Raw genomic sequence first — 21,175 nt, 5'->3', positions numbered from 1 at the left:
TTTTCAAAGCGCCTCTCTCAAATCTGGAGTTTTTCGATGCCCACCACCTCCAACCGGCGGCTTGAGGCCCTGCGCGAGCGCATGCGCGAAACCGAGACCGATCTCGTCGCCATCGGCCCGTCGAGCCACATGATTTATGTGGCGGGCCTTGATCCGCATGGCGACGAACGCCCTGTCATGTTGCTCGTCTCGAAGGATCATGCCGGCTTCCTGATGCCCGCGCTCAATGTCGACAGCTCGCGCCAGAAGACCGACCTGCCCTTCTTCCCCTGGCGCGACGATGACGGCCCGGACGCGGCCCTTGCGGAACTCCTCACGGCATCGAACCTACCGGCGGCTCCCAGCGTCGTGATCGACGAGACGATGCGCGCCGATTTCGCGCTGCTTCTGCTCGACGCGCTGCCCGGCGCAAAGCGCCGCTTCACCGACGACACGGTCGGCCATCTGCGCGCCCGCAAGGACGAAGACGAGTACAAGCGCCTGAAGGCGAGCGCAGTGCTCAACGACAAGGCCGCCATGGCCGGTTTCGATGCGCTGAAGCCCGGTGTCACCGAGCTGGAAATTTCCGCAGCCATCCGCGACGTCTACAAGGCGGCGGGTGCGGTGCCGGTCTTCACCAGCGTCTGCTTTGCCGGCAATGGCGCGTTCCCGCATCACCACACCGGCGACACGAAGCTGAAGGAAGGCGACGCGGTTCTCATCGACACCGGCGGCCGGCTGGACGGCTACCCCTCCGACATGACGCGCGTCGGCTACTACGGAAAGCCCGATGCGGAGTTTGAGAAGGTTTACGCCATCGTCGAGCAGGCGGTTGTCGCGGCGCTGAATGCGGCAAAACCCGGCGTTTCGGCCAAGGCCATCGACAAGGCCGCGCGCGACGTGATCACCGAGGCCGGCTATGGCGACTGTTTCCCCCACCGCACCGGCCACGGGCTCGGCATCGACATTCACGAGCCGCCCTACATGACCGCCACCTCCGAGACCGTTCTGGACGAAGGCATGGTGTTCTCCATCGAGCCCGGCATCTACCTGCCCGGCAAGTTCGGCCTGCGGCTGGAAGAGATCGTCATCATGCGCGCCGACGGTGCGGAGATCCTCTCCGACCTGCCGCGCACCGCACAGCTGCGCGGATAAAAGCTCACAACGCCAGGCGGCGGTCGGGAAACCGATCGCCGCTTTTCTTTGGGCTGAAGGTCTGATACGCCTCCAGCCGCCGGAGAATTCCGGCACCGGTCGCAGCCTACCCGGTCATTAAAACAAGGAACCCGATCATGAAAACGCTCGTCGTCTGCTCAGGCGGACTCGATTCCGTTTCCCTTGCCCACAAGGTGGCGCGGGAACGAACCCTTATTGGCCTGATCTCCTTCGATTACGGCCAGAGACATCGCAAGGAGCTGGATTACGCGGCAAAGGCTGCCGCCCGGCTCAGCGTCCCTCACGACCTTCTCGACATCTCCGCCATCGGCCGGCATCTCTCCGGCTCGGCTCTAACCGACGCCATCGACGTGCCGGACGGGCACTATGCCGAGGAGACCATGCGCGTGACGGTGGTGCCCAACCGCAACGCCATCATGCTCACCATCGCCTTCGGCATTGCCGCAGCGCGCGGGGCCGATGCCGTCGCCGCCGCCGTTCATGGCGGCGATCACTTCATCTATCCCGATTGCCGGCCGGGCTTCATCGATGCGTTTCAGGCGATGCAGGATGCTGCGCTCGAAGGCATGGGCGCGGTCAGCCTCTACACGCCCTTCGTGAACGGCACCAAGGGCGACATCGTGCGCGAGGGCGCGCGCGTCGAAACGCCCTTTGCCGAAACCTGGTCCTGCTACAGGGGCGGCGAAAACCATTGCGGGCGCTGCGGCACCTGCGTGGAGCGGCGCGAGGCCTTCCACGAAGCCGGCGTGCCCGACCCCACAATCTATGACGATCCGGACTTCTGGCTTGCTGCCACCGGGCAGACCACCCCACGACAGACCAACGGGGAAGCAAAGCATGTATAGGGTCAGCAAGGAGTTTCACTTCTCCGCCTCGCACCGCCTGGCGAACCTGCCCGACGACCACCCCTGCGCGCGGCTGCACGGGCACAATTACATCGTGGTGGTGGAACTGGCCGGGGAGCGGCTCGACAATCACGGCTTCGTGCGCGACTACCGCGAGCTCAAGCCCCTGAAAGACCATATCGACGACACGCTCGACCACCGGCACCTGAACGATGTGTTCGGCCATGACGGCGTCACCGCCGAGTTTCTGGCCAAGTCACTCTTCGACTGGTGCCGGACGCGCTGGAGCGAGGTGTCGGCGGTGCGCGTGAGCGAGACGCCCAAGACCTGGGCGGAATACCGGCCATGAGCACGCTGCGCATCGCCGAGATTTTCGGCCCCACGATCCAGGGCGAAGGCGCGCTGATCGGCATGCCGACCGTGTTTGTGCGCGCCGGCGGCTGCGACTATCGCTGCCGCTGGTGCGACAGCCTGCATGCCGTCGACAATGCCTATCGCCATGACTGGGTGCCCATGCGGAGCCAGGACGTGCTTGAGCGCATAAGGGAGCTCTCCGGCGGCGCGCCGGTCATGGTCTCGCTGTCCGGCGGCAACCCGGCGATCCAGCCCTTCGAAGAGCTGATCGATGCGGGCCGCGCCGAGGGCTATCGCTTCGCGCTTGAAACGCAGGGCTCCGTCGCCCGTGACTGGTTCGCAAAGCTCGACATGCTGGTTCTGAGCCCCAAGCCGCCCTCCTCTGGCGAGACGGTGGACTGGGAGCGTTTCGACGCCTGCATAGCCGCCGCCGGATCTGCATCCACGGTGATGAAGATCGTCGTCTTCGACGAGGCCGATTATCGCTGGGCGAAGGATGCGGCTGAGCGCTACCCCGCCCTGCCCCTCTACCTCCAGCCGGGCAACCACACCCCGCCGCCACCAACCCCCGAGGCCGAAGCCGAGGATGCCGCCATCGACATGGAAGGCATTCTGGAGCGCATGCGCTGGCTGGTGGACCGCACCGTGGCCGACCGCTGGTTCTCCCCCCACATCCTGCCGCAGCTCCATGTGCTCCTGTGGGGCAACCGGCGCGGCGTCTGAAAGGAAGCGACCGCCATGACCGACAAGACCATCTACGACGACCTGACCCTTCTGGGCGGCAGGACCGAACTGCCCGGATCGCCCGAAGAAGCCGTGCTCGAACGCGTGCCCAACCCGCAGGAGGATGTGCGCTACGCCGTGCGCTTCACCGCGCCGGAATTCACGTCGCTCTGCCCGCTCACGGGCCAGCCCGATTTCGCCCATCTGGTGATCGATTATGTGCCGGCCGGCTGGCTGGTGGAGAGCAAGTCGCTAAAGCTCTATCTCGGCGCGTTTCGCAATCACGGCGCGTTTCACGAAGACTGCACCGTCTCCATAGGCCGCCGCCTCTGCGACCTTCTGGACCCCCACTGGCTGCGCATCGGCGGCTACTGGTATCCGCGCGGCGGCATGCCCATCGACGTGTTCTACCAGACCGGCGAACCGCCAAAGGGTGTGTGGATCGCCGATCAGGGCGTCCCGCCCTATCGCGGGCGGGGCTGAGGCAATGGCAGCAGAGTGAGGGAGGGCGGCGGTCCAATGCCTCTCTGCAAGGGGCCGGAGAGCGCGAGGCTCCCCGGCCCTTCACGTTACACGTCGAGCCGCATCACCATTTCGCCCTCAATGGTTTCGCCGGTTGGCCGAAAACCCGCCCGTTTATAGAGCCTGATGGCAGCCTCGTTTTCGGGCTTCACCCCCAGCATGACGAACGGGCAGTCCGGCAGCGCGGACAGCCTGCGGACGATGAGCGAAAGCGCTGCCGCCCCGCAACCGTGCCCCTGGAAGCGGGCGTCGATCATCAGACGGTAGAGCCAGCGATTGCCATCGTCTTCGTCGAGGGCGTGCATGGCGAACCCGACGGGCTGCCCTCCCGCCCGGATAACGAGGGGAACGCAGGCGTCGTTCTCGTCCGCTTCCTCGAGCGAATCCGCGTTTGACGCCACAAACCGGGTCTGCTCATCGGCAACGCGGAGCGCGTAGAGATCTGCACGGTCCTCCGGACTGACGACATGCACGGTGACGGATGACGCAGGCGCCATCCGATGCGATGATTTCTTTTCCATATTTTCCTGCAACGGTGCACACGAGCACCGAAAATGAGCTTCGTTGCAGAGCGCAGATCGAGGGCAGGTCCACCCTCGATACGCTCCCCGATGCTCGCTGCCGCAGGGTTTTTTAAAGGATTGCGATCCCCGGAACAGCGAGCGCAGATTTACCGATAAAGCCAAACATTGCGCGCCTCCCTGATCGTGGTTCACCATTTCGCCACTACACGCATGGCGCGCGCGCCGCAAGCGGTTTCGAAGCCGTCGACCGTCGATTGGGGGGCGCGGGATTGTCTGCGTGAAAACGCCAGTGCATTGCCCGGCGCAACGCGGCATCATGGGCCTGTGGCGCGCGAAAATCAGTTGCGCAAAGTTCCCTTGCTGGGAGGAACTCGGGGTATGGAGTCGATAAAATGGAGAAGCGCGTCTACGCGATAGCTCTCAAAGTTGAGGAAAGGACGATTGGCAGCGATGAGGTGGGAACCGGTCATTCGTATGATCGCATTATCTGGCAGCTATGCGGATAAAGCGACCAAAAAAGTCCTAAATATCCAGGTTCGAGGCCGGTCAATCTCATATCACATACACTTGTTTTTCTACTCCGCCACAACATCATAAATCCGGTTCATTGTTTATTGAAGCTTTCGAAGCAATTCCCCAAGATCCTTATACTTATTGCTCTTTCGTAGCCAGAAATGCGCAATGTAGTGGCAGTTCGGACAGAGCGTCACAAGATCTTCAATAGTGGTTCTCTTAGGATGCTTCCGCTCTGATAGAGGGTCAAGATGGTGGACATGGACGATTTTCTTTTTAAACGAAAAATTGCAAGCACGGCACGAAAACTTGTCTCTTTTCTTCGCTTCAGATGAGAGCCTTGCTGATCTCTTTATTAGATAACCTTTCGTTTCTTCCTTTTCTCCTTCATCTTCAGAAAAGTCTTGTGCAAGCTGCTCAATATGAATTTCGTCTTCAATGGACGCAATTAGCTGTTGAGTTGCTCCTTTTTTATCGTTCCAAAGCGACCGCACTTGATCAAGATAGAAGAACCACCGGTACTTATAGTCAGGGTCCCCTTCATCTCCATATTTTTCATATAGCCGCGCACGAATTAGCCGGATCTTTTCCTCCCGACAGATGATGTCTGGGCGATCCGCTATTATGTGCTCAAAGACTTTTGTTATCTGCTGCTTGTGGTTCTCGGAAATAATGGACTCGTAGCGACTTGGATCTGACAGGTGCAAGAGCGCGGAATGAACCCCGCAAACTCTCTCGACAGAAAAGCGCCCCTCTTTTGCAGTCCCAGCATAGATTGCTGAGTAGCTCAGTTCCGCGACTCGTTTTTTTGCAGACGCGACATCTACAATGCCTTCTTCACTGGACAGACGACTCAAAACACTAAGTAACGCAATCAGCTCCCAATACTTATTCAACAAATACCATTGCCCGGGCATTGCGATGGCGTCAGGGCCACTGCTGAAGAAATACTGTTCCCCCGACACTACCTCGCTGCCATCAAACCATCGCATCGCGTAAGAACGTTTAGTATCTCGCGAAATGTTGCCTACAGGCATAGCCCACAAGAACTCTACATTGGCAAAAACAATTTTGCTATTGACTGAAGCATTAGAAAATTGATCCACAATTTTTGATGTGAAATCTTTCTTTGACTCATCATATCCTTCTACGAAGCACGAATGAATTTCTTCAAAAGCCTCGTCTAATTCTAACTTTTGCTTGTGATTAGTAGTGTAACTTTTTTTATCAATTATGACTGCCTTTAAGAATTCATCAAATACGGAATAAGCTCGGAAGCGGTGCCAATCAAATTCTTTATAATTTTTCATTCCATCCTCTCATATGGATTGAAAAGCAGGTCGTTATTGCAGTATACAAAAATTGTTTTCGGATTTGTGAAATATTTATTGTAAGTCGGCTAACGTCACGCTCAAACATCTCAATATTCAGTTGTTTCTGATTCGCTGATACATCGAGAATGCAAATCTGAAATGTCCACAATGGGCTCAAACCGGACATGCGACGGTGCAGAGGATTAGCGCCTTGTTGATAACCAACCCTTGCCGCTCACGGCCCTTAGCTGCCGTCCGCATCTCGGAGTACGGGGCTCGATAGCTGACATTCGATGCAGCCGCGAAAACTCTGATGATCCGCTGGCAGCTATGCGTACGCCGCTTGCCAGATCGCTGGCCGTTGCGACCAGATTGCCGTTTTCGGTGCACGATGATACTGCCCCGACAAATCATCATCGATGAGGCCTTAATGTCCTTCAAGACATTTCTCCACTCTGCCGCCGTCATTACCGCGTTCGTGCACCCCGCTACCGCAGCCGACCTGATGTCCTTCTGGGACAGCCCTGTAAAGGGCGGCAATGTCTTCAATGCAGCGCCCAAAGAGGAAGCATACTTTCGGGCATTGGTGGATACCGGCGCAACCTGGGTGCGGCTGACCTTCAGCAAGTGGGAAGGCCAAGAACGCGATTTTCTGATCGGGGATGCGGACGACTATGACAGTCTCATCCCCGAAGATCTCGCAGTGCTACGCGCTGAACTTGACGCCGCCCATGCGGTCGGCCTGAAGGTGGTCATTGCCCCGCTCACCCTGCCGGGTAGTCGCTGGTCGCAGCAGAATGGCGGCGAGTTCGACGACCGGCTGTGGGAGGATTCGGCCTATCAGGACCAGGCGGCGCAGTTCTGGGCCGATCTCGCGACAGCGTTGAAAGATCACCCGGCAATCGCGGCGTACAATATCCTGAACGAACCCGCCCCGGAAAAGATGGCAGGCGGTGTGGAGAACGGTTCCGACCAGGCGTTGCACGATTGGCAGAATGCACAGGCCGGGGGCACTCGCGACCTGACAGCCTTCTATGACAAGGTCATTGCTGGAATTCGCGAAGTAGATTTGCTGACGCCAGTCATGGTGGATGGCGGCTGGTTCGCCAATCCGCGCTCGCTGGCGGCGTGGCCAAGGGCGCTGTCGGACGACCGGGTGCTCTATGCCTTCCACATGTACGAACCTTATGCCGCTACCAGCGCACCAAATATGAAACGCGATGTGCCTCTCCGCTATCCGGGGGTAGTTACAGAATATGCCGGTGGCGAGGAAAGCTGGAATCGGCAGGCTGTTGCCTCCCATATCGGCGCTGCCTTCAACTGGGCAGAACAACAGGGGCTCCCGCCTACACGCGTTGTCGCCGCCGAGTTCGGCTGTATGCGGCGTTGGGCTGATTGTGGCAAGTACCTTACCGATGTGATGGACGCGGTCGAGGAACGCGGAGGTCATTGGGCCTTTTACTCTTTCCGCGAGGATGAATGGGAGGGCATGGATTACGAACTTCCCACCAGCGTGGCACCGGGCCAGTTCTATTGGCTGACCGAAGAAGGAAAGGACGCAAACCTTCCACGCGATGGAGAGCTTATGGACCTGTTGCGGGATCGCATGCGGTCATGAAGTGAACTTCTGCTCTGGGCTCACAGCAGACGTTCGCTGCGATGGGTCCGAATGGCCGAAACGGCATCAATTTCAGCCGCTACCGGCTTTCAAGACCTATCGGGCTGTACAGCAGAATCATTGAAAAATGGCGGAGAGAGAGGGATTCGAACCCTCGATACGGTTTCCCGTATACACGCGTTCCAGGCGTGCGCCTTCAACCACTCGGCCACCTCTCCACGGCGCGGCGTTGTGAGCCGCGCGAGGGTCATCTAGTCGATCTGATCGAGAATGCCAAGACCAGTCTGTGACAGTTTTGCAATTTGCCGCACTTTCCCGCGTGCCTTCCTCACATACGCTCAACTTTCCGTAGGGTGATTGCCAAGCGCAGCAGCGGGGCCTATGTCTCGCACCGAACGTTTCGTCGTCTGAAGACCGAAACCGGCACCGGCACGGATGTGAGGCCCGAATGTTTCGTCTGTTCCTGCGGATACTGGCTGTTCTCGCCCTCGCAGTCGCCGTCGTCATGGCGGTGATCGATGCGACACGCTCCATCGCGGCTTCGGCACTGACCTTCACGCCGCTCGGCGAAAGCTGGTATGCCGTCTCACCCGATACGCTCAATCTCGCACAGGCGACGATCCAGCGCTACACGCTCCCCGCCATCTGGGATCCCTTCATCATCCAGATCCTGACCCTGCCGGGCTGGCTGGTCTTTCTTGCGCTGGCCCTCGTCTTTTACATCGCCGGATACCGGCGTCGGCGGACTGTTCTTGTCTGAATGCAGGAAAGAGGCAGGCCTGCCGCCGGTTGAAACGGGAACTGCAAGACTATCCCAAGTCGTTTTTCCGGACGGTCAAAATTCCGCGTGAATTTTCATTTCAGCCATGCAAGAGTGGCCGCAAGGGGAGAGCGGAAGACTTTCCCCATGCCGTTCCCGATGGTCCACGGCCGTTGCGGGACGCTCGCAGGAGCGCTTGAGCGGATCTGCCATTCGAGGCTGCCCGCTCATGCGGCGTAACCAGAAACGCAAGACAACCGACAGGGTGTGGATCACATGAAGCGTATTGTTCTCGGCCTTCTGGCCGCAACCGCACTTTCCGCAAGCGCATTTGCGGATGAGATCGCTCCGGCTCTCATCTACGATCTGGGTGGCAAGTTCGACAAATCGTTCAACGAGGCGGCCTATAACGGCGCCGAGCGGTTCAAGGAAGAAACCGGGATCGAATATGTGGAGTTCGAAATCTCCAACGACGCCCAGCGCGAGCAGGCCCTGCGCCGCTTCGCCGAAAACGGCCGCAACCCGATCGTCATGGCGGGGTTCACCTGGGTCGATTACCTGAAAAAGGTCGCGCCGGAATATCCCGATACCGATTTCACCATCATCGACGATGCGGTCGACGCGCCCAATGTGCGCTCCGTGACCTTCAAGGAGCAGGAAGGCTCCTATCTCGTCGGCATGCTGGCCGCACTCGCCTCGGAAACCGGCACGGTCGGCTTCGTCGGCGGCATGCAGGTTCCGCTCATCGGCAAGTTCGAGTGCGGCTATGTGGGCGGCGCCAAGGCTGCCCGCTCCGACGCCAAGGTGATCCGCAATTACACGGGCGACACGCCTTCCGCATGGAACGACCCGACCAAGGGCGGTGAGATCACGCGCACGCAGATCGACCAGGGTGCAGACGTGATCTATCACGCCGCGGGCGGCACGGGCGTTGGCGTGCTCCAGGCGGCGGCGGATGCCGGCAAGCTCGGCATCGGCGTCGATTCCAACCAGAACGGCCTGCATCCCGGCCATGTTCTGACCTCGATGGTCAAGCAGGTGGACGTTGCCGTCTACAATGCCTTCATGGACGCCAAGAACGGTGCGTTCAGCTATGGCCTTCAGGACCTCGGCCTGGCCGAGGACGGCGTGGGCTATGCGATGGACGACAACAACAAGGACCTCATCACGGACGAGATGAAGGCTGCAGTTGAAGAAGCCAAGCAGAAGATCATCGATGGCGAGATCGAAGTGCACAACTTCCTGAGCGACAACGCCTGCCCCTACTGAGGCAGCGCAGCGTTCGACTGGACCAATCCGAAGGGCCGCCGATGCGGCCCTTTTTCCTTTCCTCATCCGGGCCCGAATGTGTTAGGCCGCTTCAACATCTTCTCCGAACAGTCTTCAGGAGCTTTCCATGTCCGATATCGCCCCGGTTCTCGATCAGCTCGATCGTTCCATCGATCAGAGTCTGGAGCGGCTCTTCCACCTTCTGAAGATCAAATCGATCTCCACCGACCCGGCCTTTGCCGGCGACTGCCGCAAGGCTGCCGAATGGCTGGTGGAAGACCTGAAGACAATCGGCTTCGAGGCCAGCGTGCGTGACACGGCAGGCCATCCGATGGTGGTGGCGCATCACGAAGGCGAAGGGCCGCACGTGCTTTTCTATGGGCATTACGATGTGCAGCCGGTCGATCCGCTGAACCTGTGGGAGAACGACCCGTTCGACCCGTCGGTGAAAGAGATCGAGCCCGGCCGCAAGGCGATCATCGGGCGCGGGTCTTCCGACGACAAGGGCCAGCTCATGACCTTTGTGGAAGCCTGCCGCGCCTATAAGGCGGTGCATGGCAAGCTGCCCTGCAGGATCACCATCCTGTTCGAGGGCGAGGAAGAATCCGGCTCGCCTTCGCTGCGCCCTTTCCTGGAAGAAAACCGCGCAGAACTTTCGGCCGAATACGCGCTGGTGTGCGACACCGCCATGTGGGACCCGGAGACGCCCGCCGTCTGTGTCGGCCTGCGCGGGCTTGTCGGCGAGGAGATCACCATCAAGGCGGCGGACCGCGACCTGCATTCGGGCTTTTTCGGCGGCGCGGCGGCCAATCCGATCACGGTTCTGGCCCGCATTCTGGGCGACCTGCATGACGAGAACGGGCGCATAACCGTGCCCGGCTTCTATGAGGGCGTTGAGGAAACACCGGCGGACATCCTGAAAAGCTGGGAAGGGCTGGGCGAGACGACCGAAAACTTCCTCGGTCCGATCGGCCTTTCAAAGCTTTTTGGCGAGAAAGACCGCTCGGCGCTGGAGCTCGTCTGGGCGCGCCCCACGGCGGAAGTGAATGGCATCACCGGCGGCTATACCGGCGAAGGCTTCAAGACTGTCATTCCGGCTGAGGCTTCCGCCAAGGTCTCGTTCCGGCTGGTGCACAGGCAGGACCCGGACAAGATCCGCACCGCCTTCCGCAAGTTCGTCGAAGAGCGGCTGCCGGCCGACTGCCGCGTGGAGTTCCATCCGCATGGCGGTTCGCCGGCCTTCCAGCTCGATTACGACATGCCGCTGGTGACGAAGGCGCAGGGTGCGCTGAGCGACGAATGGCCAAAGCCCGCAGTGGCAATCGCCATGGGCGGTTCCATTCCGATTGCCGGCGAGTTCCGCCGCATGCTCGATATGGAAACGCTTCTGGTCGGCTTCGGCCTTCAGGATGACCGTATCCATTCGCCGAATGAGAAATACGATCTCAATTCGTTCCATCGCGGCCAGCGCTCCTGGGTCCGCATTCTCGATGCCCTGAGCAGCAAGTAAGCCTGGAAGAACACCATGACGATCCGATTTCACAAGAACGACCTGCCCGATCTCAGCAACTACGATGTCGATGCCGTTGCCATCGACACGGAGACGCTGGGCCTGAAGCCCCACCGCGACCGGCTGTGCGTGGTGCAGCTCTCGCCGGGCGACGGCACGGCCGATGTGGTGCAGATCGATGCCGGGCAAAAGAAGGCGCCGAACCTCGTCGCGCTTTTGAAGAACCGCAAGATCACCAAGCTGTTTCACTATGCGCGTTTCGATCTGGCGGTGCTTTATCACAGCTTCGGCGTGATGCCGGAGCCGGTGTTCTGCTCAAAAATCGCCTCGCGCCTCACCCGCACCTACACCGATCGGCATGGGCTAAAGGATCTTTGCAACGAACTGCTTGGCGTGTCGCTTTCGAAGGCGCAGCAATCGTCCGACTGGGCAGCCGAGGAGCTTTCGCCCGAGCAGCTCGAATATGCGGCGTCCGACGTGCTCTACCTGCACCAGTTGCGCGAAAAACTCATGGAGCGGCTTGAGCGCGAAAAGCGCACGCGCGAGGCCGAAGCCTGCTTCCGCTTCCTGCCGACACGGGCGAAACTGGACCTGATGGGCTGGGAAGAGGCAGACATTTTCGCCCATAGCTGAGGGTCTCCCGCCGATTTTGTTTAATTTGACTTAACTGCGCCTTAAACCGCTGCCTTTTACTGTGCCCGCATGAAATGTGTGGGTGCATGGTTGCGGGGTTTGTGAGCGTATGGCGCGCAGGACGAAAAACCGAAGGATCGAGCCGACTTTCGACGCGCCGGCGGCGCGCCGGAGCAGCGACGATCTGAAACTCGGTGACAGCGACCGCGTCGTGCCTTCGCGCCAGCGACGCAGGCCCGCCGGAGGCAAGAGCGCCAAGGGAGCGAAACGCACCCGCCGTGCGAGCCCGCGACGCAGGAATGGGCGTGGGAGCGGCGGTGGTTTCTTCGGTTTCCTGCGCACCGCCATCTACTGGTCGCTCGTTCTGGCGCTGTGGGGCGGCATCGCCGCTGTCGGCATCACCGCCTATTACGGCGCCAAAATGCCTTCGGCGACCACCTGGGAAATCCCCGACCGCCCACCCAATGTGAAGATTGTCTCGGCTGACGGAGACATGATCGCCAATCGCGGCATGACCGGTGGCGAGGCGGTGGGCCTGCATGAGATGTCGCCGCATATCCCCCAGGCGGTTATCGCCATCGAGGACCGCCGGTTCTACTCGCATTTCGGTGTCGACCCGATCGGCCTTGCCCGCGCCATGTCGGAAAACCTGATCGCCGGACGGCTGACGCAGGGCGGCTCGACCCTGACGCAGCAGCTTGCCAAGAACCTCTTTCTCAAACCCGACCGCACCATCGAGCGCAAGGTGCAGGAAGTGCTGCTGGCGCTGTGGCTGGAGCAGAAACACTCCAAGGACCAGATCCTGGAGATGTATCTGAACCGTGTCTATTTCGGCTCGGGCGCCTATGGGGTGGAGGCGGCCTCGCGGCGCTATTTCAACAAGTCCGCGCGCGATGTCACGCTCTCGGAAGCCGCCCTTCTGGCCGGGCTACTGAAGGCGCCCTCGCGGCTCTCGCCGGCGCGCGACCCGCAGGCCGCCGAAACACGGGCGCAGGTGGTGCTGACCGCCATGCGCGACCAGGGCATGATCGGCGACGGCGAGATGACCACCGCGATGAGCAGGCCCGCCACCCGCGCTGCGGCCTACTGGACCGGCTCGGAGCACTATTTCGCCGACCGGGTGATGGAGGAACTGCCTGGGCTGATCGGTGACGTGAAGGGCGATATCATTGTGGAAGCCACGGTCGATCTGAGGCTCCAGAAACAGGCCGAGAAGACCATCCGCAGCCTGATCGACGAGAAGGGCGGGAAGCTGGCCGTCAGCCAGGGGGCGCTCGTCTCCATAGACACCACCGGCGCTGTGCGGGCCATGGTGGGCGGCTATGACTATGCCAACAGCCAGTTCGACCGCGCCTCCGAAGCGCGCCGGCAGCCGGGCTCGGCCTTCAAGCCCTTCGTCTTCATGGCCGCGCTCGAGCAGGGCCGGCGGCCCGACAGCGTGCGCAACGACGCGCCGATCAAGATCGGCAACTGGACGCCGGAAAATTACAAGGGCAAGTATTATGGCCCGGTCACGCTCTCCGAAGCGCTGGCGCGCTCGCTGAATTCGGTCGCTGCGCAGCTTGCCATGGAGGCGGGCCCCAAATCGATCGTCGAGCTCGCCCACCGGATGGGCATCGAATCCGATTTGAAGGCCAACGCCTCCATCGCGCTCGGCACGTCGGAGGTCACGCCGCTGGAACTGACGGCGGCCTATCTGCCCTTCGCCACCGGCGGCTACAGACCCGAGGTCTATTTCGTCCAGCGGATCACCACGCCTTCCGGCAAGGTGCTTTACCAGCATGACAGGCCGCGCATGACGCGGGTGGCAAGCCCCGAGATCATCGGCATGATGAATGCGATGATGCAGGGAACGGTGGACTATGGCAGCGCGCGCGCAGCAAATATCGGCCGCCCGGCAGCGGGCAAGACGGGAACCACACAGCAATCGCGCGATGCCTGGTTCGTTGGCTATACGGCCAATCTGGTGACGGGCGTCTGGTTCGGCAACGACGCCTCCAAGGCGACGAAGGCAACCGGCAGTTCCCTGCCCGTACCGGCCTGGAAAGCCTTCATGGAGGAAGCCGAAAAGGGCCGCCCCGTGAAACGGTTGCCTGGATCGTGGAGCCCCGGCGCACCGGGCATTGTTGCCCATGAGCCCGCAGCCCGTCCTGTGCCTCAGGCTGCGGTTGGCAGCGGAGCGCAGGCACGGCCCACACCGCAGGCGGCCATTCCAGCCGCAGGCGATCCGGGGCACACGGCCTCGGTGCGTCGCCCCGTGCCGCCGGCCGATGTGGGCGGCGGCGCACAGAGGAAACAGACCTCCATCCTCGACATCATTCTCGGAAATTAGAGCCGGCCGGTCCGCTTTTGCCTATCGCATTCCCCTGCGCTCTCGCTTACATAGGAGCGGAACAGGGAGCAGGGCATGGCCGACGAACGCAAGACACTGGTTTTGACCGGCGCAAGCCGGGGCATTGGTCACGCGACGGTGAAGCGTTTTTCGCGGGAAGGCTGGCGGGTGATCACCTGCTCAAGGCAAGCCTTTGCGGAGGATTGCCCGTGGCCCGCCGGGCCGGAAGATCATATCAAAGTCGATCTTTCCGACCAGGAAGACGTGGGTATCGCCATCGCCGAGATTCGCCACCGGCTGGAGGCCAATGGCGGGCGGCTCGATGCGCTGGTCAACAACGCCGCCATCTCGCCCAAGCTCGAAGGCGGCAAACGCATGAACTCCATCGAAACGCCGATGCATGTCTGGCGCGATGTTTTTCAGGTCAACTTCTTCGCGCCCATCATGCTGGCGCGGGGACTCTTCAAGGAACTGGGCAACGCCAGGGGCTCGATCGTCAATGTCACGTCCATTGTCGGCAGCCGGGTGCATCCCTTCGCGGGAACCGCCTATGCGACCTCGAAAGCCGCGCTCGTGGCGCTCACACGCGAAATGGCCGGAGATTTCGGCCCGCACGGCATCCGCGTCAACGCCATCGCGCCGGGCGAAATCGAAACCTCCATCCTTTCCCCCGGCACGGAAAAGATCGTCGAGACCATTCCGCTGCGCCGGCTGGGGCAGACATCGGAGGTGGCCGATACGATCTATTTCCTGTGTTCGGATCAGTCGTCCTATGTGTCGGGGTCCGAGATCCACATCAATGGCGGGCAGCACGTCTGAGTCAGCGCGTGGCATCTGGCGCCGGCGCCGATACCCGACCATACCTACTGCATCAGCACCTTCTCGATGTCGCCGACCGTGTGATTGGTGAGCGTCTTGGCGACCTCGCCGATCACCCTGTCTTCCACTTCCTTGTGCATTTCCTTGCGCAATTCGCCCAGTACCAGCGGCGGGGCGACGAGGACGAGCTTGCTGAACTTGCCCTTGTGGGCGAGCTTGTAGAGGCGCTCGGCAACATCACCGGCAAAACGCTCCTTTTCGATGCGGTGCCAGTCCGTCTCATCCACGGCGCTGCGGTGCGCGCCGTGACCATCATTGAAGCGTCCCGGCCTGTCCGTGCCCTGCTCGCGGCTTGGCGGATTTTCCTCGTGGATCGTACGCACCACCTGAAGATTGGGGTAGGTCGCATCGCCTTCATTGCGCAGGAACAGTGCCTTCTCGCCATCGGCAACGACAACCCATGCATCGTGTACAAGCCGGAACTCAGCCATATCGATCTCCATTCTTTCCGTGGTTTTGAGGAAACGCAGCCTGCCGCTTCCCGTTCCACACGACGGATATGGGTATCCGCGCAGGGCCGGGGAAGGATTTCCTGCCGAAAAGCGGTGCGGCGAAAAAGCAATCTTGTCGCATACGCGCGACGGCGAGTGTGTTTCTTCTCAACAAACCATGCAAACCGCCATTATTCCGGGCATCTTTCACGAAGGCTCGCGAACCATGGCGACAGACACTCAGAAGCTTGCCGCTTTCCCCGTGTTCATGCGGGTGGAGAACCGTTCGGTTGTCATTGTCGGCAATGGCGACGAGGCGCTCGCCAAGGCGCGGCTTCTCAGCCAGTCGAGCGCGACGCTCACACTTGTTGCCGATGCGCCTGAAAAGACGCTTGCCGACTGGGCCGAGACCAATGACGCCCGCTTGATCAGGGCGCCCTACGCGCCGCGCTATATCGAGAATGCAGCGCTGGTCTTTGCCGCGACCGATGACGAGGCGCAGGATCGCGCCATCGTGGCGGATGCGCGGGCGCGCTCCATTCCCGTCAACGCGGTGGACCGGCCCGAGCTTTGCGATTTCTACACGCCGGCTCTCGTGAACCGGGCTCCGCTCGCAGTTGCCATTGGAACCGAGGGGGCCGGCCCCGTGCTGGCGCAGATGGTGCGGGCGCGCGTCGACCAGATGCTCTCCCCGTCGCTCGGCACACTCGCCCATCTCGCCACCCAGTACCGCGACGCCGTCGACAGGCTGGTGCCGCGCGGGCTCGCCCGCCGACGCTTCTGGAAAGCCTTTTTCACCGGCGATACGGCACGCGCGGTCGAGCGCGGCGACGTGGCCGCCGCCCGCCGCAGCGCCTCCAGCCTTCTTGCCGCCGGTGAGGACATTCCCGGCCACATCGCGCTGGTGGGCGCAGGCCCCGGCGCGGAAGACCTCCTGACGCTGCGCGCGCAGCGCCTTTTGATGGAGGCCGATGTCATCGTCTACGATGCACTGGTGCCGGAAGCTGTGGTGGCCATGGGCCGGCGGGACGCCGAGCGCATCTCCGTCGGCAAGCGCAAGGGCTGCCACTCCAAAAGCCAGGAGGAGATCAACGATCTGCTCGTGGCACTTGGCCGTGACGGCAAACGCGTTGTACGGCTGAAATCCGGCGATCCGCTGATCTTCGGGCGCGCGGGTGAGGAAATGGCGGCACTCCGTGAAGCGGGTGTCTCCTATGAAGTTGTGCCGGGCGTGACTGCCGCCTTCGCCGCCGCCGCCGATTTCGAGCTGCCGCTGACGCTGCGCGGGATTGCCTCCTCCATCGTGTTCACCACCGGACACGACCTGAAAGGCCGCACCCTGCCGGACTGGGCGAGCCTCGCCGTCTCCGGTGCGACCATCGCCGTCTATATGGGGCGCTCGGTGGCTGCCGATGTGGCGGGGCGTCTCGTCGAGGCCGGCCTCTCGCCGGACACCGCCGTGGCCGTGATCGAGAATGCCAGCCGCGACGACAGGCGGCTCCTGCACGGGACGCTGAACGACCTGCCCTCGCTTGCCGACCGCAACGAACTGACCGGCCCCGTGATGACGCTGATCGGCGATGCCGTGGCCGGCGCGAATTTCGAGCGCTCGGAAGCGCTCGCAACCCACAAGCACCAGCTGGAGCGCGCGTAATGAAGATAGTTGCCGCCAATCGCCTGACCGATGGTGAAACCGTGTGGCTGGGAGCCGGCGACCGCTGGGTCGACACGATCGACGCCGCCCATGTGGCCAGGGATCCCGAGGATGAGGCACGCATTGCCGCTGCCGGGAACCTCGCTCTTGCCGCCAACATCGTGATCGATGTTTCGCTGGTCGACGTGGAGATCGTGGAAGGCCGCATCCTCCCCAGACGTCTGCGCGAGCGCATCCGCGCCGGCGGCCCTTCCATTCACCCCGAGATCGGCAAGCAGGCGCGGAACGCCGCGCTCAGCGCCGCCTAAAGCCAGGTCACGCCCCATGTATCGTTACGACGAATTCGACCAAGCCTTCGTGAAAGCCCGCGTTGCGGAGTTCAGCGACCAGGTGGAGCGCCGCCTATCGGGTGAGTTGACGGAAGACCAGTTCAAGCCGCTCCGGCTGATGAACGGCGTCTATCTGCAGCTTCACGCCTATATGCTGCGGATCGCCATTCCCTATGGCTCCCTCTCGCCGCGGCAGATGCGGAAGCTAGCGCATATCGCGCGCACCTATGACAAGGGCTATGGCCACTTCACCACGCGCCAGAACCTGCAGTTTCACTGGCCGAAGCTGGTCGACATTCCGCGTGTGCTCGAAGAGCTTGCGGAAGTGGAGATGCATGCCATCCAGACCTCCGGAAACTGCATCCGCAATGTGACGGCAGACCATTTTGCCGGCGCGGCGGCGGACGAGGTGGCGGACCCCCGCCCCTATGCCGAAATCCTGCGGCAATGGTCGTCGCTGCATCCGGAGTTTTCCTATCTGCCGCGCAAGTTCAAGATTGCCGTGACGGGTGCTGCGCGCGACCGCGCGGCCATTGAGGTGCACGATATCGGCCTGCATCTGAAAAAGAACGAAAGAGGCGAGCTCGGCTTTGCCGTGTTTGTGGGCGGCGGTCTTGGCCGCACGCCCATGGTCGCCAAGAAGATTCGCGATTTCCTGCCCGAACGCGACCTGCTCTCCTATGTGACGGCGATCCTGCGCGTCTACAATCTGAGCGGACGGCGCGACAACAAGTACAAGGCGCGCATCAAAATCCTGGTGCACGAGACCGGCACGGAAGAGCTGAAGGCGCAGGTGGAGAAGGAGTTCATTGCGCTGAAGGAAAGCGAACTGAAACTGCCCGAGGCCGACATCCGCGCCATCGAAACCTATTTCGCGCCGCCAAAGCTGAAGGCACGCCCGGAAGGCGACGCGGCGGTGAGCAAAGCGGTCAAGGCCAACCCCGGTTTTGCCGACTGGCTGCGCCGCAACGCGCATACGCATCGCAACCCCGACTATGCCTCCGTGACCGTGTCGCTGAAGGGCATCGGCGAGGTGCCGGGCGATGCGACAGATGCACAGATGGACGCGATTGCCGACCTTGCAGAGCAGTATGGCAATGACGAAATCCGCGTCAGCCATGAGCAGAACCTGATCCTGCCGCATGTGGCGCGGGCCGATCTTCCTGCGCTTCATGCAGCCCTTGTCGAGATCGGGCTGGCAACCTCCAATGCCGGGCTGATAACCGACATCATCGCCTGCCCCGGGCTCGATTACTGCGCGCTGGCCAATGCCCGCTCCATTCCGGTGGCGCAGGAGATTTCTGAGCGCTTTGCCACACAGGCCCGGCAGGACGAAATCGGCGATCTGCAGATCAAGATTTCCGGCTGCATCAATGCCTGCGGCCATCACCATGTGGGCCATATCGGCATTCTGGGTGTCGAGAAGAAGGGCGCCGAGCTCTATCAGGTGACGCTCGGCGGCTCGGCGCGCGAAGGCTCGACCATTGGCGAAATCATCGGGCGCGGCTTTGCACCCGACGAAATCACGGACGCGGTGGAGACCATTGTCGACACCTATCTCGCCAGACGCGAAAGCCGCGACGAGAGCTTTCTCGACGCCTATCGCAGGCTTGGCCCCGCACCATTCAAGGAGGCGCTTTATGGCCACGAAGCCAAGGCAGCCTGATCGTGATTTCGCCGCCAGCGGCGATGCCAACGAACTCGCGGATGTGCTGAACCTGCGCTACGGGCATCTGCCGGCGGAGGAGATCATCGCCGTGGCGATCGATCTCTTCGATGACGCCGGCGGCATTGCAGCGACGTCCTCGTTCGGGGCGGATTCGGCGGCGCTTCTGCACTTGATCGCCGAAGCGGAGCCCGGTCTGCCGGTCACCTTTCTCGACACCGGTCAGCACTTTGGCGAGACGCTGCAATATCGCGATCAGCTCGCGGAAGATCTGGGTCTGACCAATATCGTGATCGTGAAGCCGCTGGACGATGCGCTCACTGCCGACGATCCCGACGGCATTCTGCACCAGAGCGACACGGACCGGTGCTGCGCGATCCGCAAAGTGGAGCCCATGGCCCGCGCCGTCGCGCCCTACCGCGCGTGGTTTACCGGCCGCAAACGCGGGCAGGCGTCGACACGGACAGAGATGCCGGTGTTCGAGGCGGTCGGCCCGCGCATCCGCGTCAACCCGCTGGCGCGGTGGACGACCGAGGATCAGGCCGACTACATGCGCCGGCACGATCTGCGCCAGAACCCGCTGGTGGCGTTCGGCTATCTGTCGATCGGGTGCTTTCCCTGCACAAGCCCGGTGAAGCCTGGCGAAGACCCGCGCTCCGGCCGCTGGGCCGGACAGGCGAAGACCGAATGCGGCATTCATCTGCCCGGCCTTGAAGCTGCGCTCCCTTCGGCTTCGGGATAGGAGTTTTTCATGAGCAATTCAGACATCCGCCTCTGGTCGCCGGAGGGTTTCCGGGAAAATCACTGGCAGAAGGCCGAGGACGCCGCCGCGCTGAACGACAGCGGACATGTGATCCTGCCGCTCGCGGTTTTTCTCGAACTCGACGATGAGGTGCGCGAAGGCGCTGCGGAGCGCATTGGCGTCGAGCTTCAGCCGGGCGATGCACTCGACGCGCTGTTGCCGCATCTCAGACATCTGCCACTGGTGGCGCTCGCCTTCCCCGCTTTCAACGACGGGCGCAGCTATTCCAAGGCGGAACTCCTGCGCACGCGCCACGGATACCGCGGGGAGATCCGCGCCACGGGCGACGTGCTGATCGACCAGGTGGCGCATATGGTCCGGGTCGGATTTTCCACACTCGAAATTATCAACCCGTACACGATCAGCCAGCTTGAGAGCGGAAAGGAAGCGGGCATTCCGCTCTACTATCAGCCGGCAGCGAAAGCGGCGGCCGCGCCGGGCTCCTATGCCTGGCGGCGTGTTTCGGCCTGATTTTCCGGGATTTTTTGACGAAAAGGCGGGATTCCGGCGCTTTTCTGCGTCATTTCATCTCGAAATCCACCGGTTTCGACCTATATCTCTGCCAAGGGGTGCATTCCGCACAACTTCTGTTATGGTGCGCCCCATCTTGAGTCGCCCCTTTGCCGGGCGCTTTTGCATCTCTGCGCCGGCTGATGCCAGGCCCTTGCACCGATGTGGAATAAGATTGACCGAGAGCTGCCCTTCGCGCTTTCCAGCGCCCTGGCCATGCTCAACCACTGAAACGCCAACTGAAGAAGGAAGTCCATTGCAGGTTATCGTTCGCGACAACAATGTCGATCAGGCCCTGAAAGTGCTCAAGAAGAAGATGCAGCGCGAGGGTGTTTTCCGGGAGATGAAGTCCCGCCGTTCTTATGAAAAGCCGTCGGAAAAGCGCGCACGCCAGCGTGCCGAAGCTGTCCGTCGCGCACGCAAGCTGGCCCGCAAGCAGGCCCAGCGCGAAGGCCTTCTGCCGAAGAAGCGCCGCGCAGCCTGAGGGCTGACGACCAGGCCTTGCCTGGCTTTACCGGATTTTGAAGCAGGGACGGCGCGGCTCAGGCCCCGTCCCTGTTTCGATTCACGGGTTCGGTATGGAAACGGATCAGCCGGCGCGGCGCTCGGCCTCGTCGAGCTTGCCCAGAAGGTCATGAAACTCTTCCGGCATATCGGTATCCAATGAAAAATGCGGCATCTGGTTCAGAAACCGCGTGTTTTCAGGCTGGCCAAGACGCTTTCTGACACTGCGCACAGTGTCAGCGCGATTTGCGTCGCCCCGGCGCTCCTGTCGTTTGATGTGTTGCGTCATTGTCCTTTCTCTATGGTTTCAAATCGCACTCAGGGAGTTA

At 61.5% G+C, this 21,175-nt stretch carries 22 protein-coding genes and 1 tRNA gene; 18 read left to right on the top strand and 5 right to left on the bottom strand.

All coding sequences use genetic code 11. The annotated features are described in order from the left end of the window. Window positions 1-36: 36 nt before the first annotated feature. The 5 genes from KUG85_RS06560 to queF all read left to right on the top strand — a co-directional run bounded on the left by KUG85_RS06560 (window position 37) and on the right by queF (window position 3,560). Window positions 37-1,134, top strand: coding sequence for a M24 family metallopeptidase (locus tag KUG85_RS06560; RefSeq protein WP_223004613.1), 1,098 nt, complete (start codon window positions 37-39; stop codon window positions 1,132-1,134). 137 nt (window positions 1,135-1,271) lie between these two features. Next, the gene (gene queC, locus KUG85_RS06555; protein ID WP_223004612.1) at window positions 1,272-2,000 is read left to right on the top strand and encodes a 7-cyano-7-deazaguanine synthase QueC; all 729 of its coding nucleotides are present in this window, start codon (window positions 1,272-1,274) and stop codon (window positions 1,998-2,000) included. Beyond that, window positions 1,993-2,349, top strand: coding sequence for a 6-carboxytetrahydropterin synthase QueD (gene queD / locus KUG85_RS06550; protein WP_223004611.1), 357 nt, complete (start codon window positions 1,993-1,995; stop codon window positions 2,347-2,349). The genes queC and queD overlap by 8 nt, the downstream gene beginning before the upstream one ends. After that, a complete protein-coding gene (gene queE, locus KUG85_RS06545) occupies window positions 2,346-3,077 on the top strand; it encodes a 7-carboxy-7-deazaguanine synthase QueE (protein ID WP_223004610.1) in 732 nt (243 codons plus the stop codon). The genes queD and queE overlap by 4 nt, the downstream gene beginning before the upstream one ends. A 15-nt stretch (window positions 3,078-3,092) precedes the next feature. After that, window positions 3,093-3,560, top strand: a complete 468-nt coding sequence (gene queF, locus KUG85_RS06540; RefSeq protein ID WP_223004609.1) for a preQ(1) synthase — start codon at window positions 3,093-3,095, stop codon at window positions 3,558-3,560. Window positions 3,561-3,646: 86 nt separating this feature from the next. Here the strand turns inward: queF and KUG85_RS06535 are convergent, their stop codons facing one another. Together KUG85_RS06535 and KUG85_RS06530 are read right to left on the bottom strand one after the other, a co-directional pair. Next, window positions 3,647-4,096, bottom strand: coding sequence for a GNAT family N-acetyltransferase (locus KUG85_RS06535; RefSeq protein WP_255606283.1), 450 nt, complete (start codon window positions 4,094-4,096; stop codon window positions 3,647-3,649). 638 nt (window positions 4,097-4,734) lie between these two features. After that, entirely contained in the window at window positions 4,735-5,946 is a 1,212-nt protein-coding gene (locus KUG85_RS06530; protein ID WP_223004607.1) for an HNH endonuclease, read from the bottom strand. Window positions 5,947-6,379: 433 nt separating this feature from the next. Between KUG85_RS06530 and KUG85_RS06525 the strand changes: the two genes are divergently transcribed. Beyond that, complete coding sequence (locus KUG85_RS06525) at window positions 6,380-7,567, top strand: glycoside hydrolase family 5 protein (protein ID WP_223004606.1); 1,188 nt, start codon at window positions 6,380-6,382, stop codon at window positions 7,565-7,567. Window positions 7,568-7,695: 128 nt separating this feature from the next. On the opposite strand, the gene KUG85_RS06520 is transcribed toward KUG85_RS06525, so the two are convergent. After that, window positions 7,696-7,785, bottom strand: a tRNA-Ser gene (locus KUG85_RS06520). 230 nt (window positions 7,786-8,015) lie between these two features. Here KUG85_RS06520 and KUG85_RS06515 point away from each other — a divergent pair. The 6 genes from KUG85_RS06515 (at window position 8,016) to KUG85_RS06490 (ending at window position 14,890) form a co-directional block, all read left to right on the top strand. Next, window positions 8,016-8,327 (top strand): hypothetical protein, encoded by a 312-nt coding sequence (locus KUG85_RS06515; protein ID WP_223004605.1) that lies wholly within the window; start codon window positions 8,016-8,018, stop codon window positions 8,325-8,327. Window positions 8,328-8,603: 276 nt separating this feature from the next. Then, window positions 8,604-9,596, top strand: a complete 993-nt coding sequence (locus tag KUG85_RS06510) for a BMP family lipoprotein (RefSeq protein ID WP_223004604.1) — start codon at window positions 8,604-8,606, stop codon at window positions 9,594-9,596. A 127-nt stretch (window positions 9,597-9,723) separates the two neighbouring features. Then, window positions 9,724-11,106 carry a dipeptidase gene (locus tag KUG85_RS06505; RefSeq protein WP_223004603.1) on the top strand — a complete coding sequence of 461 codons (1,383 nt, stop codon included), beginning with the start codon at window positions 9,724-9,726 and terminating at the stop codon, window positions 11,104-11,106. Window positions 11,107-11,121: 15 nt separating this feature from the next. Then, window positions 11,122-11,739 (top strand): ribonuclease D, encoded by a 618-nt coding sequence (locus tag KUG85_RS06500; RefSeq protein ID WP_065817318.1) that lies wholly within the window; start codon window positions 11,122-11,124, stop codon window positions 11,737-11,739. 109 nt (window positions 11,740-11,848) lie between these two features. After that, a complete protein-coding gene (locus KUG85_RS06495; protein WP_223004602.1) occupies window positions 11,849-14,071 on the top strand; it encodes a transglycosylase domain-containing protein in 2,223 nt (740 codons plus the stop codon). Between the two features lie 75 nt (window positions 14,072-14,146). Continuing rightward, entirely contained in the window at window positions 14,147-14,890 is a 744-nt protein-coding gene (locus tag KUG85_RS06490; protein ID WP_065817320.1) for an SDR family NAD(P)-dependent oxidoreductase, read from the top strand. 44 nt (window positions 14,891-14,934) lie between these two features. Here the strand turns inward: KUG85_RS06490 and KUG85_RS06485 are convergent, their stop codons facing one another. Next, on the bottom strand, window positions 14,935-15,381 hold the full coding sequence (locus tag KUG85_RS06485) for a baeRF12 domain-containing protein (protein ID WP_065817439.1): 447 nt from the start codon (window positions 15,379-15,381) through the stop codon (window positions 14,935-14,937). Window positions 15,382-15,607: 226 nt separating this feature from the next. Between KUG85_RS06485 and cysG the strand changes: the two genes are divergently transcribed. The 6 genes from cysG to rpsU all read left to right on the top strand — a co-directional run bounded on the left by cysG (window position 15,608) and on the right by rpsU (window position 20,826). Beyond that, complete coding sequence (cysG, locus tag KUG85_RS06480) at window positions 15,608-17,035, top strand: siroheme synthase CysG (protein WP_223004601.1); 1,428 nt, start codon at window positions 15,608-15,610, stop codon at window positions 17,033-17,035. Next, the gene (locus KUG85_RS06475) at window positions 17,035-17,343 is read left to right on the top strand and encodes a DUF2849 domain-containing protein (protein WP_065817321.1); all 309 of its coding nucleotides are present in this window, start codon (window positions 17,035-17,037) and stop codon (window positions 17,341-17,343) included. Before cysG ends, KUG85_RS06475 begins: the two co-directional genes overlap by 1 nt. A gap of 16 nt (window positions 17,344-17,359) precedes the next feature. Further along, window positions 17,360-19,030 (top strand): nitrite/sulfite reductase, encoded by a 1,671-nt coding sequence (locus KUG85_RS06470; RefSeq protein WP_223004600.1) that lies wholly within the window; start codon window positions 17,360-17,362, stop codon window positions 19,028-19,030. After that, entirely contained in the window at window positions 19,005-19,772 is a 768-nt protein-coding gene (locus KUG85_RS06465) for a phosphoadenylyl-sulfate reductase (protein WP_223004599.1), read from the top strand. Before KUG85_RS06470 ends, KUG85_RS06465 begins: the two co-directional genes overlap by 26 nt. Window positions 19,773-19,781: 9 nt before the next feature. Continuing rightward, window positions 19,782-20,303, top strand: a complete 522-nt coding sequence (locus tag KUG85_RS06460) for a DUF934 domain-containing protein (protein ID WP_223004598.1) — start codon at window positions 19,782-19,784, stop codon at window positions 20,301-20,303. 295 nt (window positions 20,304-20,598) lie between these two features. Next, window positions 20,599-20,826 carry a 30S ribosomal protein S21 gene (rpsU, locus tag KUG85_RS06455; protein ID WP_007010888.1) on the top strand — a complete coding sequence of 76 codons (228 nt, stop codon included), beginning with the start codon at window positions 20,599-20,601 and terminating at the stop codon, window positions 20,824-20,826. Window positions 20,827-20,931: 105 nt separating this feature from the next. Here rpsU and KUG85_RS06450 read toward each other — a convergent pair whose 3' ends face one another. Continuing rightward, window positions 20,932-21,135 carry a hypothetical protein gene (locus tag KUG85_RS06450; protein WP_065817325.1) on the bottom strand — a complete coding sequence of 68 codons (204 nt, stop codon included), beginning with the start codon at window positions 21,133-21,135 and terminating at the stop codon, window positions 20,932-20,934. Window positions 21,136-21,175 lie beyond the last annotated feature (40 nt).

Origin of the sequence: Nitratireductor rhodophyticola, assembly GCF_019891355.1 — a bacterium.
Lineage (GTDB): Bacteria > Pseudomonadota > Alphaproteobacteria > Rhizobiales > Rhizobiaceae > Nitratireductor > Nitratireductor rhodophyticola.
This window is presented reverse-complemented; position numbering and strand designations above follow the sequence as displayed.

What these genes read in the sequence shown, in the direction of transcription:
- KUG85_RS06560 (WP_223004613.1), top strand. Translation starts at nt 37, where the DNA reads ATGCCCACCACCTCCAACCGGCGGCTTGAGGCCCTGCGCGAGCGCATG.
- queC (WP_223004612.1), top strand. Translation starts at nt 1,272, where the DNA reads ATGAAAACGCTCGTCGTCTGCTCAGGCGGACTCGATTCCGTTTCCCTT.
- queD (WP_223004611.1), top strand. Translation starts at nt 1,993, where the DNA reads ATGTATAGGGTCAGCAAGGAGTTTCACTTCTCCGCCTCGCACCGCCTG.
- queE (WP_223004610.1), top strand. Translation starts at nt 2,346, where the DNA reads ATGAGCACGCTGCGCATCGCCGAGATTTTCGGCCCCACGATCCAGGGC.
- queF (WP_223004609.1), top strand. Translation starts at nt 3,093, where the DNA reads ATGACCGACAAGACCATCTACGACGACCTGACCCTTCTGGGCGGCAGG.
- KUG85_RS06535 (WP_255606283.1), bottom strand. Translation starts at nt 4,096, where the DNA reads ATGGCGCCTGCGTCATCCGTCACCGTGCATGTCGTCAGTCCGGAGGAC.
- KUG85_RS06530 (WP_223004607.1), bottom strand. Translation starts at nt 5,946, where the DNA reads ATGAAAAATTATAAAGAATTTGATTGGCACCGCTTCCGAGCTTATTCC.
- KUG85_RS06525 (WP_223004606.1), top strand. Translation starts at nt 6,380, where the DNA reads ATGTCCTTCAAGACATTTCTCCACTCTGCCGCCGTCATTACCGCGTTC.
- KUG85_RS06515 (WP_223004605.1), top strand. Translation starts at nt 8,016, where the DNA reads ATGTTTCGTCTGTTCCTGCGGATACTGGCTGTTCTCGCCCTCGCAGTC.
- KUG85_RS06510 (WP_223004604.1), top strand. Translation starts at nt 8,604, where the DNA reads ATGAAGCGTATTGTTCTCGGCCTTCTGGCCGCAACCGCACTTTCCGCA.
- KUG85_RS06505 (WP_223004603.1), top strand. Translation starts at nt 9,724, where the DNA reads ATGTCCGATATCGCCCCGGTTCTCGATCAGCTCGATCGTTCCATCGAT.
- KUG85_RS06500 (WP_065817318.1), top strand. Translation starts at nt 11,122, where the DNA reads ATGACGATCCGATTTCACAAGAACGACCTGCCCGATCTCAGCAACTAC.
- KUG85_RS06495 (WP_223004602.1), top strand. Translation starts at nt 11,849, where the DNA reads ATGGCGCGCAGGACGAAAAACCGAAGGATCGAGCCGACTTTCGACGCG.
- KUG85_RS06490 (WP_065817320.1), top strand. Translation starts at nt 14,147, where the DNA reads ATGGCCGACGAACGCAAGACACTGGTTTTGACCGGCGCAAGCCGGGGC.
- KUG85_RS06485 (WP_065817439.1), bottom strand. Translation starts at nt 15,381, where the DNA reads ATGGCTGAGTTCCGGCTTGTACACGATGCATGGGTTGTCGTTGCCGAT.
- cysG (WP_223004601.1), top strand. Translation starts at nt 15,608, where the DNA reads ATGGCGACAGACACTCAGAAGCTTGCCGCTTTCCCCGTGTTCATGCGG.
- KUG85_RS06475 (WP_065817321.1), top strand. Translation starts at nt 17,035, where the DNA reads ATGAAGATAGTTGCCGCCAATCGCCTGACCGATGGTGAAACCGTGTGG.
- KUG85_RS06470 (WP_223004600.1), top strand. Translation starts at nt 17,360, where the DNA reads ATGTATCGTTACGACGAATTCGACCAAGCCTTCGTGAAAGCCCGCGTT.
- KUG85_RS06465 (WP_223004599.1), top strand. Translation starts at nt 19,005, where the DNA reads ATGGCCACGAAGCCAAGGCAGCCTGATCGTGATTTCGCCGCCAGCGGC.
- KUG85_RS06460 (WP_223004598.1), top strand. Translation starts at nt 19,782, where the DNA reads ATGAGCAATTCAGACATCCGCCTCTGGTCGCCGGAGGGTTTCCGGGAA.
- KUG85_RS06450 (WP_065817325.1), bottom strand. Translation starts at nt 21,135, where the DNA reads ATGACGCAACACATCAAACGACAGGAGCGCCGGGGCGACGCAAATCGC.